The 16,167-nt window shown below is 60.5% G+C and carries 17 protein-coding genes and 1 tRNA gene; 6 read left to right on the forward strand and 12 right to left on the reverse strand.

Translation table 11 applies throughout. The features are described from left to right. The 3 genes from HX873_RS31620 to HX873_RS03085 form a co-directional block, all read right to left on the reverse strand. Positions 1 to 301 (reverse strand): hypothetical protein (locus tag HX873_RS31620; protein ID WP_218170277.1); only part of this gene is annotated, 301 nt, incomplete at its 3' end. Between the two features lie 614 nt (positions 302 to 915). After that, the gene (locus HX873_RS31690) at positions 916 to 1,182 is read right to left on the reverse strand and encodes a phage tail assembly chaperone (protein WP_008435093.1); all 267 of its coding nucleotides are present in this window, start codon (positions 1,180 to 1,182) and stop codon (positions 916 to 918) included. Between the two features lie 181 nt (positions 1,183 to 1,363). Then, positions 1,364 to 1,945: a hypothetical protein gene (locus tag HX873_RS03085; RefSeq protein ID WP_008435096.1), complete on the reverse strand. Its 582-nt coding sequence runs from the start codon at positions 1,943 to 1,945 to the stop codon at positions 1,364 to 1,366. A 116-nt stretch (positions 1,946 to 2,061) separates the two neighbouring features. Here HX873_RS03085 and HX873_RS03090 point away from each other — a divergent pair, with 116 nt between their 5' ends. Continuing rightward, a complete protein-coding gene (locus tag HX873_RS03090) occupies positions 2,062 to 2,583 on the forward strand; it encodes a tyrosine-type recombinase/integrase (protein WP_371318391.1) in 522 nt (173 codons plus the stop codon). A gap of 155 nt (positions 2,584 to 2,738) precedes the next feature. Here HX873_RS03090 and HX873_RS03095 read toward each other — a convergent pair. Further along, positions 2,739 to 2,812: transfer RNA gene (locus HX873_RS03095), tRNA-Cys, on the reverse strand. A gap of 214 nt (positions 2,813 to 3,026) precedes the next feature. Beyond that, positions 3,027 to 5,324, reverse strand: a complete 2,298-nt coding sequence (locus HX873_RS03100; protein WP_177122362.1) for an acylase — start codon at positions 5,322 to 5,324, stop codon at positions 3,027 to 3,029. Positions 5,325 to 5,567: 243 nt separating this feature from the next. On the opposite strand from HX873_RS03100, the gene HX873_RS03105 reads away from it, so the two are divergent. Further along, positions 5,568 to 5,945 (forward strand): fe2+ zn2+ uptake regulation protein, encoded by a 378-nt coding sequence (locus HX873_RS03105; RefSeq protein ID WP_177028199.1) that lies wholly within the window; start codon positions 5,568 to 5,570, stop codon positions 5,943 to 5,945. 1 nt (position 5,946) lies between these two features. On the opposite strand, the gene HX873_RS03110 is transcribed toward HX873_RS03105, so the two are convergent. After that, positions 5,947 to 6,141 carry a hypothetical protein gene (locus HX873_RS03110; protein ID WP_003207574.1) on the reverse strand — a complete coding sequence of 65 codons (195 nt, stop codon included), beginning with the start codon at positions 6,139 to 6,141 and terminating at the stop codon, positions 5,947 to 5,949. Between the two features lie 173 nt (positions 6,142 to 6,314). Here HX873_RS03110 and HX873_RS03115 point away from each other — a divergent pair, with 173 nt between their 5' ends. Beyond that, positions 6,315 to 6,452, forward strand: a complete 138-nt coding sequence (locus HX873_RS03115; protein ID WP_003207572.1) for a hypothetical protein — start codon at positions 6,315 to 6,317, stop codon at positions 6,450 to 6,452. A gap of 58 nt (positions 6,453 to 6,510) precedes the next feature. Here HX873_RS03115 and HX873_RS03120 read toward each other — a convergent pair whose 3' ends face one another. Genes HX873_RS03120 through HX873_RS03140 form a run of 5 tightly spaced genes read right to left on the reverse strand, consistent with a single transcriptional unit; the run spans position 6,511 to position 10,944 of the window. Beyond that, the gene (locus tag HX873_RS03120; protein WP_177122370.1) at positions 6,511 to 7,269 is read right to left on the reverse strand and encodes an ABC transporter permease; all 759 of its coding nucleotides are present in this window, start codon (positions 7,267 to 7,269) and stop codon (positions 6,511 to 6,513) included. A gap of 14 nt (positions 7,270 to 7,283) precedes the next feature. Further along, positions 7,284 to 8,483 carry an ABC transporter substrate-binding protein gene (locus HX873_RS03125; protein WP_010171568.1) on the reverse strand — a complete coding sequence of 400 codons (1,200 nt, stop codon included), beginning with the start codon at positions 8,481 to 8,483 and terminating at the stop codon, positions 7,284 to 7,286. Beyond that, positions 8,470 to 9,273, reverse strand: coding sequence for an ABC transporter ATP-binding protein (locus tag HX873_RS03130; protein ID WP_003207565.1), 804 nt, complete (start codon positions 9,271 to 9,273; stop codon positions 8,470 to 8,472). Before HX873_RS03130 ends, HX873_RS03125 begins: the two co-directional genes overlap by 14 nt. Continuing rightward, the gene (locus tag HX873_RS03135; RefSeq protein ID WP_003207563.1) at positions 9,270 to 10,331 is read right to left on the reverse strand and encodes an acyl-CoA dehydrogenase family protein; all 1,062 of its coding nucleotides are present in this window, start codon (positions 10,329 to 10,331) and stop codon (positions 9,270 to 9,272) included. The genes HX873_RS03130 and HX873_RS03135 overlap by 4 nt, the downstream gene beginning before the upstream one ends. 52 nt (positions 10,332 to 10,383) lie before the next feature. Further along, a complete protein-coding gene (locus HX873_RS03140; RefSeq protein ID WP_003207562.1) occupies positions 10,384 to 10,944 on the reverse strand; it encodes a carboxymuconolactone decarboxylase family protein in 561 nt (186 codons plus the stop codon). A 102-nt stretch (positions 10,945 to 11,046) separates the two neighbouring features. Between HX873_RS03140 and HX873_RS03145 the strand changes: the two genes are divergently transcribed. Beyond that, the gene (locus tag HX873_RS03145; RefSeq protein WP_087692364.1) at positions 11,047 to 11,952 is read left to right on the forward strand and encodes an AraC family transcriptional regulator; all 906 of its coding nucleotides are present in this window, start codon (positions 11,047 to 11,049) and stop codon (positions 11,950 to 11,952) included. Here HX873_RS03145 and HX873_RS03150 read toward each other — a convergent pair. After that, positions 11,943 to 12,860 carry a LysR family transcriptional regulator gene (locus HX873_RS03150; RefSeq protein ID WP_177067445.1) on the reverse strand — a complete coding sequence of 306 codons (918 nt, stop codon included), beginning with the start codon at positions 12,858 to 12,860 and terminating at the stop codon, positions 11,943 to 11,945. The two genes, HX873_RS03145 and HX873_RS03150, sit on opposite strands and share 10 nt — an antisense overlap. 118 nt (positions 12,861 to 12,978) lie before the next feature. Here HX873_RS03150 and HX873_RS03155 point away from each other — a divergent pair, with 118 nt between their 5' ends. Together HX873_RS03155 and HX873_RS03160 are read left to right on the forward strand one after the other, a co-directional pair. Continuing rightward, positions 12,979 to 13,974 carry an aldo/keto reductase gene (locus HX873_RS03155; protein WP_177122363.1) on the forward strand — a complete coding sequence of 332 codons (996 nt, stop codon included), beginning with the start codon at positions 12,979 to 12,981 and terminating at the stop codon, positions 13,972 to 13,974. 165 nt (positions 13,975 to 14,139) lie between these two features. After that, positions 14,140 to 16,134: a methyl-accepting chemotaxis protein gene (locus HX873_RS03160; protein ID WP_087692367.1), complete on the forward strand. Its 1,995-nt coding sequence runs from the start codon at positions 14,140 to 14,142 to the stop codon at positions 16,132 to 16,134. The last annotated feature ends 33 nt before the right edge of the window (positions 16,135 to 16,167 follow it).

The raw sequence follows: 16,167 nt of genomic DNA on the forward strand, positions 1-16,167 counted from the left end.
GCCTTATAGCGGCATAAAGATATTCAGCCCCATCCCCTGGCAATCCGGACCAGGGTATTACAAAATTAGCGTAGTATGCAATTTGCAAGAAAAGAAGAAAAAAAGATGAAAACAATACAAAAATTAGCGACCTTCTCCTAACCGGATATCTAACTATGGCATAAATAGAAACTGCGATTTGCAAAACACCCAGATTAAACGATATGTATTCATTTTCACTTCCATATTGAAACCTATAGAAAAAATATCCAGACAAAAACAACACAAACTCAAATGTTCTAGATCTTAGCGTGATGATCAAAAAACTCTCCTTGTGAATTCGTGCATCCTTAGCTGTCAGATTATCTCCGGCGCCATTAATATATTGGTACGAGTTACACCCTCCCAAAAATCAAAAAACAGGAACCTAAAATACGAAAACTATGCACTTTAGCTATAAGAACCTGCAGCAACAGGTTTATTCTAGACCAGATCGCCGCACCCGGTATTTCTTGATGCGAAGGAAGCATACGCCAAAACAAGCGCTCCGGCACTTATCGGCACCGGCTGGCTTGCTGGACGGCGGGATAAACCAGTCTGGGGCGTTAGGACGCTTTATGTTGTCCGGGAACGGTGCGCTCTCTGGCCAATCACGCAGCGCCTCGGCCTGGAGCGCCTTGCCGTCAGATATGTGGTAGAGCCCGCTTCCACCTGGTCGGGGTGCCGGTCCACCGCACCATCACTCAATGGAAGCCCGCCATCTCGCCAGTTACGCTCAATGGCGGCCGCCTGACATTCTGAAAAGATCAACTTGGTGCAACAGGCCACTTAATCGTGGCCGGGAAGCCTGCCTGCTGATAAACGCCGGCTTGGCGCCCGGCGTTCGGGAGGATCAGCAGTAGCTGCTGCTCTGTAATTTGCATAACGAAAAGCCTCTTACTCGCTGAGTTGCTCAATCAACCAGGTGGGCGCGACGGGGCGACCGGTACTGTCAGGAAAAATTGGCGTCTCTGGCCAACTGCGCAACCCCTGCCGGCAACCCTGAAGCGCCCTGTATTGCTCCATCGTTAACGTGGTTTCTTCGCCGCTCTCCACCTCATCTCGGTGCCGATTGATAATTCCGTCAGTAACCAATAACTGCGCATCGCGCCAAGCACGCTCGATAGACGCGAGCTGCTCTACCGTAGGCGGCGGAGCGTCCACGAGAAAAGGAAGTCCATTTTCATCATGAGCACGAACTTCCCCTGGTGCGGGATTCCCAATTACTAACAAAACCAACTCATCGGATATTTCTATTGCATCATTGGAATATCTTTATTCACACCCGCTAGATAAAGATTCCCGGTGGACTTGCTATATAGTCTTGACATGCACCCCTCCTAAATTACCAGCCAATTACAAACCAAGACACGTTATACCCGCCCGACGAATACGTTGTAATCTGATTCAAACTTACAGTTTTGATAATGCCTTGCGGTCCGACAGACGCATTAGCAAAGGTCCCCCCTATAGCTTTCATTACACCATTAGGGAAGGCCATAGGTAGACTCGTAATTTTGGTGTCAGAGCCAGTGTGAGCAGTCTCACCCCATTGAAAAATGAGCCCTCCCATCCAAACCGGGAGTACGATATAACCATTGGCCGCTCCCAACAAAGAGAACCCTAGCCTTAACTTCGCCACGGTAACTGCGTCTGAATTGTTAGTTAACCCAACCATCACATCATTGGTCGCAACTTTAATAATACCTGCGACCCCCTCTGTTGCGCCTACAATCAGTGTTGCCAACCGAACACCCAGAGTTTGCGGCGTAACGGCTGTAGAGTTGTCGATGCCCGCGTTCACTTGAGCCTGAGTAGACAGTTTCAGTACCCCAGCCACAGCAGTCGTTGCCGAAACCCAAAGGGCATCTAGTCTATTCTTGAGCGTCAGAGGGGTCACAGCAGAGTTATTGTCAAGACCACCCATGACCTCCGCGCCCGTCGATATTCTGATGAATCCAGCGACAGCCGTGGTTGTTCTGACCGGCGCCCGGCGCCCGATCGTGGGCCGAGTGTTATGCCGGCGATACCGTGTGAAACGCCGTGTATACCGAGGCAGCCCAAGAACTAAAGGACGCCATGGACCTGGCCTACCTGAGTGGCCAACGCCCCGCCGACGTGCTCAAGGTGGCCACCACAGATTTGAACAGCGGATTCCTAGGGGTGACACAAGGCAAAACCGATAAGAAGCTTCGACTGCGATTGGAAGACGACGGAGTGCAATCTGGGCTGAGCGCTTTTATCAGCGACCTCCTAGAACGCAGGGCCCTGAACGGTATTAAAACATCGACGTTGATCACCAACGCATCCGGCCTGCGAATGAGCCAGCAGATGCTGCGCAACCGCTGGGATGAAGCCCGCGAAAAAGCAGCCGTCAAAGCCGGCGCCGACGGTGACCCTGCATTGGCCGTGCTGATCCGCCAGTTCCAGTTCAAGGACATCCGCCCAAAGGCCGCTAGCGAGATCGAGCTTACACATGCCAGCCGCCTGCTCGGCCACAGCACCGAAGAGATGACCAAGCGGGTCTATCGGCGCGTGGGTGAGATCGTAAAGCCCACGAAATAACGCGTCACAAACTCTCCCCACCAGTTGCGACTCCCCCCCTCAACGCCTCCCAAAGTGCAGGGGGTTGCGAAAACGATTGTAAAAGTTGCGGAAACGTTCTCAAATCGCAGGCAATAAAAAACCCCGTAGATCATTGATCTACGGGGCTTTAAGAGTGGAGGCCGAGGTCGGAATCGAACCGGCGTAGGCGGATTTGCAATCCGCTGCATAACCATTTTGCTACTCGGCCTCAAACGATCAATGCCCTACAACCGACATTCACCGCATACAAACTTGAGTGGGCTATGTGAAGCTTGCCTCTACTCTATCTCATTGAAAACATTGAAGTTTTTAATGCTTCAGTGCGTTCGATGGGCGCAATTATGTACTCATTTGCCAGGGCTTGCAACCCCTTGATTTCAAAAAATATTCTCTCAAGGGGCAGGCATTCCTGGTGGGCTACCCTACCGCCCGGCTTCTTCCTTGTCACGGATAACCTGCAATTGATACTGCGGGTCCGCCTTGATCTGCTGTTCGGTAAACGGCAGCGGGCTGAGTTTTTTCTCGGAAAACGCCTGGGTCTGGTCCTTGAAGTATTTCGACGCGGGGTCGCTGGACAAGGAGAATGCCAGCACACCTTCGGCATTGGGCCCCTTCTCGTCGAACGTCACGATCTGCAGGTAACTGCTGCCGCTGACTACCTCGCGCTTGCCATCGGCCCGAGGCACGCTTTGCATGGCGTTATAAACGCCCAGCTCTTGCGGGCCGCCGTGGATCGGTGTCAGGCCCGAGACCTGAATATCACCCCAGCGGCTGTCCGCCGTCAGCCCGCGCTTGGCCACGTCGGCGGCTGACGCGAGCATCGCTTCATGCAGCGCCTTGGCCACGTTTGCCCGATCGACCGCCAGCCCATGTGGTGTGGTCAGGGGTTGTGCCGGATCGAAACCCACCTTCCACGCGTCCGGCGCTTGCGCCAGTTGCTCCGCCAGGTTGATGAAGTGCACCAGGCCCAGGCCGCTGTCGAGGTTGGCGCGCTGGTCCCAGTTTTTCAGGCTGTCGCACACCGATTTCACGCTGGCATCGGCACCCGCACAGAACTTCAGCAAGTCCGGCATCACCTGGCTGGCAAGATACACCTGGTTGTCCATGACCATATTCTGCAGGTCGGCGACCTTGATCGGTTGCTTGTCGAGCTCCTGCAAGCGTTGCAAGGCAAAGCGCGCACGCGGGCCCAAGCCGATCTTGTCCTGGCTGATAACGGGCGAGAACCCGGTCAAGGGTGCCTTGGGGTTGACCAGCCAGGCCGAGTCGTTGGAGTGCTGCACGTAGTCGGTGCGCTCCAGTTGCGGCAGTTGCTCGGCGGGGAAGATCCCGGCCTGGGCGGCACGCGGGTCCACGTCCCAGGCGCAGGCGCTGCGAGAGCCGTCGAGCATGATGAATTGCAGCCCGACCCGTGGGTCACTGCACTGTGCGAGCTTTTTCGCGCTGACGTTCGGCACCACCGACAGGTTCATGTACAGGCTTTGACCCTGGTCATCCGCTGCCACCGTGTTGACCCACGGGATACCTTGCAGGGTGTGTACCGAGGTTTGCAGTTCCTTGAGGTTCGCTGCGCGGTTCATCGCGTACCACTGTTGCAGCACACGGTCGTTGCCCAGGTTGGCATCCCGCAGGCTGAAGGCATATTTGGCGTCCCAGTCGAGTTTGCCCGGCCATTGCACGATGGGGCCGAACTGCGAGCTGTAGACCGTGCGGGACTGTTCCCGGGTACCGCCGTCGGCAGTTTTTACCGCTACCTTGATCGTGGTTTTATCCATGGGCACGGACTTGCCGTCCAGCAAATAGCGAGTCGGGTCCTTGGGGTCCAGAGTCAGGCGATACAGGGTGAAGTGCTTGGACGTATCAACGGTGTGCGTCCACGCAACGTGCTGGTTGAAGCCGATATTGATCACCGGCAGGCCCGGCAACGCAGCGCCCATCACATCCAGCTGGCCGGGGATGGTCAGGTGCATCTCGTAGAAACGCATGCCGCCCACCCACGGAAAATGCGGGTTGGCCAGCAGCATGCCGCGGCCGTTGAACGAACGGTCACGCCCCACCGCCACCGCGTTGCTGCCACGGTCCAGGGCGAAACGTTGCTGGTTGGCCGCCGCGACCTCAAACGCCTTGCTGTCCACCTGGGCGACGGTGTTGGGCGGCGTGGCCCCCACCAGGGCCTCGGCAAATTGTCCGACGCCACCTTCCACCAGCAGCCGGCGGGTCAGCTTGACCAGGTCTTCGGCCGTGATCGGCCGTACCCAGGCCGCCTGGCACTGCGCCGGCAAACCCTGGGCAGTGCGCTCCTTGAGGTAGTGGTTGTAACCGGCAACATACCCTTCAATGCGCTGCTGCATCGCCGGGGGCTGGGCCTTCCAGAATGCCGCAACGGCCTGGGGGGTGTTCAGCCAGGTGAAGAACACGTCGTTGGCAAGGTTGTTACGCCCTTCCAGGGTCGCCTGCTCGGGACCAAAGTACCTGGCACGCTCGCCATTGACCGTTACCACCTCATTGGCCAGCAGGCACAGGTTGTCCTGGGCATAGGCATAACCGATGCCGAACCCCAGCCCACGCTCATCGTTGGCCCGGATATGCGGGACACCAAAGCTGGTGCGACGGATCTCGGCGGTGGCCTGTTGCTCCTGCACCCGCGCCGTGGCCGAAAGACTCAGCCCCAGCAACGCCCCTGCCACACACATCCTGAACAACCCGTTGGAAATAATCACGCAGACTCCACAGCCAAATTAAACACCGCGACGAGGGACAGCTTCGCCAACACCTCAGTTAAGACGTAAATACCGGGAATAATTTTAGCAGCCGCAGGCGTTTATTCGGACAGGTCGGTATGTCTCCAGGATGTTACCGACAAAATTTCTACATCCCCCGCTTCATGATTTGTGCAGCTCGTACGTCTTATTAACTAAGAGCGCCATCATTTTCCTGATCAGGCTCTGATAAGGAGTTTCTGCATGTACAACTCGCAACTGCCCACGGAAGGACACTCACCCATGCATGACGGAGGTTTTGCCACCGGCAACCAGGCGTTCGGCAAGGCGCCGGAACATGGCAACCAGCGTATTCGTCATTTGCTCAAATGCTTTGGCCTGCGCACCAGCCTGATCCGGCTGAAGGTCATCGACGCCCTGCTGACCGCCGCCGACAACCAGCGCACCCTCGGCGTGCGCGGCGTGCACAGCCATTTGCTGGAGCTGGGCATCCCGTTGTCGTTTCTCAGCGTGCGCGAGGTGCTCAAGCGCCTGTGCACCGAAGGCGTGATCATCCTGAACGCCGACAAGAGCTACAGCCTGCACGAGCAGGCTGCCAAAGTCCTGGAAGGCCGGGCCTGACTCAAAGGTTGGGCTTGACCTTGCGACGCATCACACCGTTGATCACCACCACGGTTACCGCTACCGCAATCGCGATGTACTGGAACGTCTTTTCGCTGATGACCCCGTTGTTCTGCAAGTAGGACAGGCCAAACATCGTCCCCAGCACCAGCAGGGAGATCAGAATCGAGTATTTCAAACGTTGCTTTTGGGTCATGACGGGTTCCTGAAGCTGAAAAATTGTGTCCACTTTGTATCGACTACCACACCAAGCACATACCTGTTAGCGGGAATGGATTGGGGTCGGCGGGGTCTCATGTTACAGGCGATGAAAAACTTTGGCTTGCCCAACGCCTGATTGAACCTGAGAGCACCCTAGAGGATTTTGAAATGCTTCGTCGAATCACACTGCTGATTCCCTTGCTGATCATGTTGAGCATGAGCGGCTGCATTATTTTCCCCCACGGCGGCGGCGGTTGGCATGACCATCGCTACAGCGAAGGCGGACCGGGGTATTACCATCGCTGATCACGCGGCATAACCAACAAACCCGACATCACGTCGGGTTTGTTGTAAAAGGCCGAGCCTAACTGTTGGCCCCATGCACCCAACGCTGATGCAGCCACCGCGCAAACGCATCCAGGGCAAACCCCAACAGACCGATCAAAAGCACCATCGCCATCAGCTCGGAATAGGCCAGCCGGTCGCGAGTGTCGAGGATGTAATAACCCAGCCCGGCACTGACCCCGAGCATCTCGCACGGCACCAGCACGATCCACAGGATCCCGATGGCCAGGCGCACGCCGGTCAGCACGTGCCCCATCACCCCGGGAATAATCACCCGGCGCAAGGTTTCCCAGCGCGTGGCGCTCAGGCTCTTGCTCAGTTGCAACCAGCGCGGATCGAGCTGACGCACACCCGCCGCCGTATTCAGCAGAATCGGCCACACCGCGGCAAATGCCAGCAGGAAGTAGATCGGCTGGTCGCCCACGCCCATCAACATCACCACGATGGGCATCCACGACAGCGGCGAGATCATCCGCAGAAACTGGAACGCCGGCGTGGTTGCCGCCTCCAGCTTGCGCGAACTGCCCACCAGCAAGCCCAGCGGTACACCAATCAGCAATGCCAGGAACAGCCCGACGAAGATCCGCTTGAGGCTCACGGCTATGTTCAGGTACAGCTCGCTGCGGCCCAGCAACTCCCACAGGCTGGCGAGGGTCGCCGACAGCGAAAACCGCGCAGACAAACCGTCCGCGCTGCCAAAGACCTTCACCCCCAGCCACCAGAGCAACAACAACCCCGCCAACCCGCTCAAGCCAAGCAACCAGCCCGGCAACCCCAAGGTTTTGCCGTTGTTCAAACGCCAATCTCCTCGTTTCGCTCAAAGCCCTCAGGCAAGCCGAAGGTCTTCATACCGCCCACCGCCGCGATTGCATTGCGCACGAAGCGGTCGTCCACCAGGTCCTTGGCGACAAACGCGGGGTCCAGGTCGGCGAGGAATTTCTTGTCGCCCTCGATCAGCGTGTCTTTCAGGCGGCGTACCAGTTCCTCGGTGTAGCTGGGGAATGGATACGGCTGGAAGTCGATGCGGTGCTCGTCCCAGTTGGCGTGCTGGATCGCGCCGTCAGCCAGGTAAGCCGCACGGTCGCTGGCAGCCGGCGCCAGGACTTTGCGCAGCACTGGTTCGGCATGCGGGGTGTAGCGGTTCTCGCCGTCCTTGGACAGCAGCTTCACCGCCTCTTCACGGTTGTCACGGGTCCAGACCTGGGCCTTGACGATTGCATTCACCACCTTCTGCGACCATTCCGGGCGGTTGGTCAGGTCATGCTCGTGCATGAACACCACGCAGCACGCATGGTTGCGCCACACGTCGCCGGTAAAGCGCTGCACCCGGCCCACGTTGAGGTTTTCCGCCAGGGCGTTGAACGGCTCGGCGACGATGTAGCCGTCGATGCGCTTGCTGGCCAGGGCCGGCGGCATGTCCGAGGGCGGCAACACGATCAGGTTGACCTCGTTGGCGGCAATCGCACTGCCGGCGGCACGGGCCACCGGGGTCAGGCCGTTGTCGCGGAACAACTGCTGCACCACCACGTTGTGAATCGAGTACCAGAACGGAATCGCCACCGACTTGCCGCCCAGTTGCTTCACGTCGGTAATGCCTGGGGATACGGTCAAGCCCGAGCCACCCACATGGTTCCAGGCCACGACCTTGGCCGGGACCTTGCTGCCATACCGCGCCCATACGGTCATCGGCGACAGCAGGTGAATCACGTTGACCTGCCCGGAAATGAACGCCTCGATCACCTGGGCCCAACTGCGCAGCAGCACCGGGCGCTCGGCCTTGATGCCTTCGGCCTCGAACAGGCCATTGTTGTGGGCCACCAGCAACGGCGTGGCGTCGGTGATCGGCAAATAGCCGATGCGTACCGGTGCGTCCGGCTCACTGGCCGCCCGGGCCTGCAAGCTGCTCAGCAATGGCAAGGCTCCGGCGGCACTGAGCACGGCCGAGAGTTTGAGAAAGTCACGGCGCGAGTGAGTGAGGTCATCCAGACACATGGCAAGGCTCCAGCAGTTCAGGGGGTTGGGGGTCAGTGCGGCTCGCCCGCCGTAGGGTTTTGAGAATCTCGATGCGCAGGGTGCCAATGGCTTCCACCTGTTCTTCCCGCGGTTGCGGCAAGTCGATGCGCCATTCGCCGAGGGTCCGCGCCGGGCGGTTACCCAGTAGCAGAATCCGGTCGGACAACAGCAGCGCTTCGTCGATGTCGTGGGTGATCAGCACCGCCGCCGAACCTTGCTCGCGATTGACCTTGAGCAGCAGGTGCTGCATGTCGGCACGGGTCACTTCATCCAGGGCACCGAAGGGCTCGTCCAGCAGCAATACCTGCGGCTGGCGTGCCAGGCAACGCGCCAGCGCCGTGCGCTGGGCCATGCCGCCGGACAGCGCCGCCGGGAATTGCTGGCGGGCGTGTTCCAGGCCTACGGCGTGGATCGCATGGTCGACGCGGCTGCGACGTTCTTCAGGGCTGAGGTGCGGCTGGCGGGCAAAGTCCAGGCCGAAGGCGACGTTCTTTTCCAGGCTCAGCCACGGCAGCAGGCTGGGGTCCTGGAACGCCACCGCCACCCGCGGGTGCGGGCCATTCAACGGCTCGCCCAACAGGCGGATGCTGCCGCCCTGGGGCGCTTGCAAACCGGCGAGCACCCGCAGCAGGCTGGACTTGCCAACGCCGCTGGGGCCGAGGATCGACACCACTTCGCCGGGCTGCAATTGCAGGTCGAAACCTTCCAGCACCGAATTGCCCGCATAGCCCAGGCAAATTCCCTGGGCGTGCAATACCGCCTGGCTCATAGATTGGCCTGACGGTTCAACTCGGTGCGCAACTGCACCAGGCTCGGGGTCACGATCGGCACAAACGCCGACTCGCGCCAGCGCCGGGCAAAACCGCTGCCGTGGGCCGTCAGGTAGGCCTTGCCGCCGCTGGCTTGCAGCTCCAGTTGCACAGCGCTGGCAGCGATTTCCGCGAGGGCGATGCGCAGGCGGAACAACGGTACCGGCTCAGTGCCGAAGCGGCCGGCCAGCAGGCCTTTCTTCAGGTCGTTGACCGCCTGTTCCAGGGAGGTACGCAACACTTCCAGCTCTTCACGCAATACGGTGCGGCTGGAGCCCAGGTGATTGGCCACCTCCGCCAGCGAGCGCCGCGCCAGGCCGATGGACATGCCGCATTGCAAGCCCAGAAACGCCGGGCGCACGGCCGGCAGGAACTTGCGTGCATCCTCATGCAACAACCAGTCGCGGCTCAGCTCCACGGCTTCAAAGCCGAGGGCCGCGGTATTGCTCGATTGCAGGCCCAGCAGTTCCAGGTCGCGGGAACGTTGCAGGCCGGACACCGAGTCCGGGATCGCCAGGATAAACGGCGCGCCGCCCTGGGCATGCTCGATGGCGGCAGCCACCACAAACCCGTTCTTGCGCAGGTTGGTCACCCAGTGCAGGCGGCCATTGAGATTCCAGCCGTCGTCGGTCGGCTCGGCGCTGATTTGCAGCGACTCGATGCCAGACAAAAACTTCATCGCGTTGGACAGCCCGGTCGCCCCGGCCAGCTTGCCGCTCAGCAGGTCCGGCAGCAGTTGCTCGCGCAGGCGCTGGTTCGGGCTTTGCAGCAGGTATTCGATAAACGAGCGTTGGCCCCAGCACACAAACGCCGACGCCAGGGAATGGCTCGCCACATCGGCGATAGCTTCCACCGCGCCGGTGACATCGCCGCCCAGGCCACCGAGGTCCTTGGGCACACCGATACGTAATACATTGGCCTCTGCCAGCCGTGGCAGCACTTCCTGCGGATCGCAACTGCCCACATCCAGGGCCTGCGCTTGAACATCGAGCCAACGGCTCAAGATTGGGTCAAGCATTCATGTTTCTCCTTGTTGCAGCATGTTTACCATCGCGAACGCTTGCGCGCCTTCAGCTAGCCGGTTTTTCCCAACGGTATTGCGCCAGTTCCGGGTTCAACGGGGTACGGGCAAACACGTTGGCGAAGTTACACAGGGTGGCCAGGCTCACACCCAGAATAACCTCAAGGGCATGACCGTCGGTGTAGCCTGCCTCACGGAACGCTGTGTAGCCGGCGTCGCTGACATCACCGCGGGTGGCGATCACTTCACGGGTGAACGCTGCCAGTGTCTCATAACGCTCGTTGGGCAGTTCACCGCGCTGGCGCAGGGCGTCGATCACGTCTTCCGGCAGCTTGGCCTTGTTGCGCGCTACGGCAGTGTGCCCGGCGACGCAGAAATCGCAACCGTGGTTGGTGGCGGCAATCAGTTGCACCACTTCGCGGTCGGCCAGGCTCAGGTCAGACTTGGCGTTCAGGCCCGACACGGTAATGTAGGTTTCCAGGGCTGCCGGGGCGTTGGCCAGCACCGCCAACAGATTGGGGATGAACCCGGAACCCTTCAGGGCATTTTCCAGAAAGGGCTTGGCCGCCTCAGGAGCGGTTTCCAGGGTTAGCATCGGTACGCGGGACATGGAGTGGTCTCCTCATGGATTCGTGTACCAAGTCTGTTGGTTATAAAAAATCCGCTCAATAGTCTAAAGTAGCGATTACTTGCTCTAGAGTCTTTCCGTTAGATGAATTCGTCCAGTTCACTCGTCGATTGGTTATTAGATAGCCTTGAACTCAACACCAGCCTGTTTCACGTCGGGCGTTACTGCGGCGACTGGCACGCCAGCACCCATGGCCTGGCAAGCGCGAGTTTTCATCTGGTGGTGCAAGGGCAGTGCTGGATGCACATCGACGGCGACTCGACCCCTTACCCATTGAACAACGGCGATGCAGTCTTCCTGCTGCGAGACCTGGCGTACCGCTTGTCCAGCGATGGCACCGCCACCGGCGCCCAGGAATGCCCGCGCAAACCGATGCTGCCACTGGACAGCCAAGCCAGTGACGGCGTGGGCCTGGTGTGCGGGTTCTTTCACTTCCAGTCCGGGCTGTCGGCGATGATTGTCGACACCCTGCCCGCCTGGATCATCCTGCGGGCCGGTGATCCATCGCTGACCGCCGCGCGCAACCTGTTCGAACTGATCCTGCAGGAATGCGAGCGCACGCCGGCGCCCTCGCCCGCCCTGCTGGAGCGCCTGTGCCACCTGCTGTTCCTGTATGTGCTGCGCCAACAGGTGCTGGACAACACCGACCTCGGCGGCCTCGCGGCGCTGGCTCGGCAACCGGCATTTGCCAACCTGCTGGAGCAGTTGATCGCACGCCCGGCCGAGCCCTGGACCCTGGAAAGCATGGCCGCCTGCACCGGCCTGTCGCGCTCGGCGTTCTTCAAGCGCTTCAATGAACTGTGCGGGCAGTCGCCGGGGCAAGTGCTGCTGATGATGCGTGTGCGCCACGCCTGCCAACTGTTCAAGCAGGACCAGACCGTAGCGGACGTGTCCCTCGCCGTGGGTTATCAATCGGTGGCAGCATTTACCCGGGCCTTCCATAAGGTCACCGGCTTCCAGCCCGGCGCCTACCGCAAGGCTCAAGGTTGACGCTGCAACCCATTGCCCGGCCGGGCACACAACTCCACCAGCCAATCGACAAACACCCGCACCCGTTGCGACAGCTGGCGATGCGGCGGGTACAGCGCCGTCAGCGGTAACCTGGGCGGCGGCTGATGCGCCAGCACCTCCACCAGCGTGCCCGCTTCCAACTGGCGAACGGCGTGGTAGTACGGCGTCTGTACCAGGCCGTAACCCGCCTCACAGGCCGCCAGGTAACCATCGGCACTGTTGACCGCCACTTGCTTGGGCAGGTCGACCAAGCGGATGTCGCTGCCGATCTGAAACTCCAGGCCATAGCGTTTGCCGCTGGTGCTGGAGAAATACTCCACCACTTGATGGCCGGCCAACTCATCCAGCGTCGATGGCACGCCGAACTGCTGCAAGTAGCCGGGACTGGCGCAGGTCACCTGATCCATCATCGCCAGCGGCCGGGCCACCAGCGACTCGTCCAGCGCCAGGCCGCCGCGCAACACGCAATCCACGCCTTCGCGGATCAGGTCCACCGGGCGGTCATTGAGGCCGATTTCCAGATCGATCTGCGGGTAACGCGTGGTGAACTCGGGCATTGCCGGAATTACCAGGAAGCGCCCGATCCCCGACGGCATATCAATGCGCAACGTGCCGCGCGGGTTGCGCCGGCTGGTGGAGAACACCGCCTCGGTCTCCTCAAGGTCCGCCAACAGGCTCACGCAACGCTGGTAGTAGGCGGCGCCGTCCAGGGTCGGGCTGACCTGGCGCGTGGTGCGCTGCAACAGTTGCACCCCAAGGTGCGCCTCCAGTTGCTTGATCAGGATGGTCACCGAGGCACGCGGCAGTTGCAGGCTGTCGGCCGCCCTGGCAAAGCCGCCCAACTCGACAATCCGCACAAACACGCGCATGGCGTTGAAACGGTCCACTGGCTGGTTTCCTTCAGGGATTATTTAGAATTTCATAATAGTGATAGTGGTTTTAGCCGGTTTATCCCGCTTTTGTCGAGGGCAACAATGGAGCCCTTCCCACACAGGAGCTGGACCCATGCACACACGTCAACTCGGCAAGAACGGCCCTCAGGTTTCCGCCATCGGCCTCGGCTGCATGGGCATGACCGATTTCTACACCACCGGCACCGACACCACTGAAGCCATATACACCCTGCACCGCGCCCTGGAACTGGGGATCAACCTGCTCGACACCGCCGACATGTATGGCCCCCACACCAACGAAGCGCTGATCGGCAAGGCCATCGCCGGCAAGCGCGACCAGGTGTTCCTCGCCAGCAAGTTCGGCATCGTGCGCGACCCGGCGAACCCGGCACTGCGTGGCGTCAACGGCCGCCCGGAATACATTCGCGAGGCCATCGACGGCACCTTGAAGCGCCTGGGCGTGGAAACCCTGGACCTGTATTACCAGCACCGCATCGACCCCGAAGTGGCGATTGAAGAAACCGTTGGCGCCATGGCCGAACTGGTCAAGCAAGGCAAGGTGCGTTATCTGGGCTTGAGTGAAGCGTCGGCGGCTACCCTGGAGCGCGCTCACAAGGTGCATCCCATCAGCGCCCTGCAAAGCGAATATTCGTTATGGAGCCGCGACCAGGAAGACAACGGTTGCCTCGCGGCCTGCCAACGCCTGGGAATCGCATTTGTGCCCTACAGCCCACTGGGCCGCGGCTTCCTGACCGGCGCGCTGAAAAGCCCGGATGACTTTGCGGCGGATGACTATCGCCGGTTCAGCCCGCGTTTCCAGGGTGAAAACTTTGCGAAGAACCTGCTGCTGGTGAAACAGGTACAAGCCCTGGCTGCCGACAAGGGCGTGACCGCCGGGCAACTGGCGTTGGCCTGGGTGCTGGCGCAAGGGGATTACCTGATCCCGATCCCGGGGACCAAGCAACGCAAATACCTGGAAGAGAACGTCGTGGCACTGGAGGTCAAGCTCAGCCCGACCGAGTTGGCGGCGCTGGAGGCCATCTTCCCGGCCAACGCCACAGCCGGGCTGCGCTACCCGGAAGCGGTCATGCAGATGCTGGACAAATAATCCTGCCACGCCGGATCGGGGCTGGCTCGCCAGCTCCGCGCCTTGAATCCCTGCCCTGGTTTTTCTTGCACGATAGTGCCTCAAGCTCGCCCGTCCCAAGCCGATAGCCCTTCGAAGCTCTAACAAAGCCGCGTCGCACAATAAACGCTTCGTAAGGACGACCCCATGCCCTCATTGCGCTCTATCCAAGCCCGCTACACCCTGTTCCTGGTGCTGTTCGTCCTGTTGTTATTCGTCTTGACGGTGGTGGGCATCGGACAGTTGGTGGCCCCCAAGCTGCGCCACACCGAAGAACAGGTGGCCCTCAATCGCATTGCCGAAGTGGCCGAGCAGATCCAGGGCGAACTGAACAAGGTTCAGGCCCAGCAACGCAGCATCACCCAAACCATCCCGCTGCTGGACAGCGACGCCATCGACAAGGTGCTGCCAGGCCTGGTGGACCAGTACGGCGAATTGAAAGTGTTTGGCGGCGGCATCTGGCCCCTGCCCAACCAACGCACCCCGGGACGCAACAAGCACAGCACCTTCTGGCACCGCGATGCCTCGGGCAAGCTGGCGGTGAACACCTTCTGGAACAGCGACGCGGCCCCCAACTACTACGACCAGAGCTGGTACAAGGGCGGCCTCGCTTCGCCCCGCGGCCAGTGCGCCTGGGCGGCGGCCTACAAGGATGACGCCAGCCAGGAGCCACGCACCAACTGCGCGATGGCGATCCAGCGTGACGGCGCAGCCTATGGCGTCGCCACCATCGACGTGACCCTGGGCTTCTTCAACGACCTGGTGGCCAGCAAGGAAAAAGACCTCGGCGGGCAAATGCTGATCGTCGAAGGCGACGGCAAGATCATCAGCAACAGCACGCGCATCAGCGGCCCCGTGGTGTTGAAGAACATCAGCGAATTGGCCGGCACCTCGGCCTTTGCCGCCCAGGTCAGCGCCGGCCTGGCCCATCGTGATCAAACCCTGCAACGCAGCGAGTTCGACAACCAGGGCGTGGCCAGCACGTTCTTCATGCGCCCGATCGAGGGCACGCCGTGGTTCCTCGCTACTGCGCTGCCGACTTCGCTGATCACCGCCCAACGTGATGACGTACTGGGCACGTTGGCGATGCTGCAAATCCCGATGATCCTGCTGTTGGTGCTGTTGGCGGTGTACGCCATCCGCCAGCTGGTGCACCGGATGACCGCGCTGAAGACCAATATCGACGCACTGTCCAACGGCGATGCCGACCTGACCCGGCGCATCACCATTCGCGCCGAGGATGAACTGGGGGCGATTGGCCATTCGGTGAACCGCTTTATCGTCTACCTGCAAAACATGATCGGAGAAGTGACCCTGGCCACCGGCGCCATGTCGTCGAGCCTGGCGCAATTGCAGCAGACGTCGGCCCAGACCAACCAGATCCTGGTCCGCCATGCCTCGGAAACCGACCAGACCGTCACGGCCATCACCGAGATGAGTTCCACCGCCGACACCGTGGCCGAGAACGCTGCCGAAACGGCTGCGTTCACCCAGCGCGCCAACGAGCACGCCGACCGTTCGCGGGTGGTGGTCGGGGAAGCTTCTCGCAGCGTCAGCGCGTTGATCGGCGAAGTCTCCAGCGCCACCCACACCGTGGAAAACATGCGCCAGGATGCCGCCCGCATCACCGAAACCCTTGGTGTGATCGGTGCCATCGCCGGCCAGACCAACCTGCTGGCACTCAACGCGGCCATCGAAGCCGCCCGGGCCGGCGAACAAGGCCGGGGTTTTGCGGTGGTGGCCGACGAAGTCCGCGCCCTCGCCGCCCGCACCCAGGCCAGCACCTCGCAGATCAATGAGATGCTGGCGCGCCTGACCACGGGCGTGAGTTCCTCGGTGACGGCCATGGAAGCCACCCAGGCCAGCTGCCAGTCTGCGGCTGACGCCACGGCCCGGGTGAACACGGGATTGGACGAGATGGCCGGCTCCGTCAGCCATATCAACAACCTCAGCACCCAGATCGCCACCGCCGCCGAACAGCAAAGCGCAGTGACCGAGGAAATCAACCGCAGCATGGTGCACATCCGCCACATGGTCGAAGAGCTGGTGCAAAGCGGCCACGCCACGGAGCACAACACCCAGAGCCTGCTGGATGCCAATGGCCGGGTTATTGCATTGATGGGTCGCTTCAAGGTGCGTTGAAAAAATAGCCTGAAAGCTCCCGTGCAATGCGCG

It is taken from the genome of Pseudomonas sp. P7758 (assembly GCF_013386485.1).
Lineage (GTDB): Bacteria > Pseudomonadota > Gammaproteobacteria > Pseudomonadales > Pseudomonadaceae > Aquipseudomonas.

What these genes read in the sequence shown, in the direction of transcription:
- HX873_RS03085 (WP_008435096.1), bottom strand. Translation starts at nt 1,945, where the DNA reads ATGGGTGGTCTTGACAATAACTCTGCTGTGACCCCTCTGACGCTCAAG.
- HX873_RS03105 (WP_177028199.1), top strand. Translation starts at nt 5,568, where the DNA reads ATGTACAACTCGCAACTGCCCACGGAAGGACACTCACCCATGCATGAC.
- HX873_RS03110 (WP_003207574.1), bottom strand. Translation starts at nt 6,141, where the DNA reads ATGACCCAAAAGCAACGTTTGAAATACTCGATTCTGATCTCCCTGCTG.
- HX873_RS03115 (WP_003207572.1), top strand. Translation starts at nt 6,315, where the DNA reads ATGCTTCGTCGAATCACACTGCTGATTCCCTTGCTGATCATGTTGAGC.
- HX873_RS03125 (WP_010171568.1), bottom strand. Translation starts at nt 8,483, where the DNA reads ATGTGTCTGGATGACCTCACTCACTCGCGCCGTGACTTTCTCAAACTC.
- HX873_RS03130 (WP_003207565.1), bottom strand. Translation starts at nt 9,273, where the DNA reads ATGAGCCAGGCGGTATTGCACGCCCAGGGAATTTGCCTGGGCTATGCG.
- HX873_RS03135 (WP_003207563.1), bottom strand. Translation starts at nt 10,331, where the DNA reads ATGCTTGACCCAATCTTGAGCCGTTGGCTCGATGTTCAAGCGCAGGCC.
- HX873_RS03140 (WP_003207562.1), bottom strand. Translation starts at nt 10,944, where the DNA reads ATGTCCCGCGTACCGATGCTAACCCTGGAAACCGCTCCTGAGGCGGCC.
- HX873_RS03145 (WP_087692364.1), top strand. Translation starts at nt 11,047, where the DNA reads ATGAATTCGTCCAGTTCACTCGTCGATTGGTTATTAGATAGCCTTGAA.
- HX873_RS03155 (WP_177122363.1), top strand. Translation starts at nt 12,979, where the DNA reads ATGCACACACGTCAACTCGGCAAGAACGGCCCTCAGGTTTCCGCCATC.
- HX873_RS03160 (WP_087692367.1), top strand. Translation starts at nt 14,140, where the DNA reads ATGCCCTCATTGCGCTCTATCCAAGCCCGCTACACCCTGTTCCTGGTG.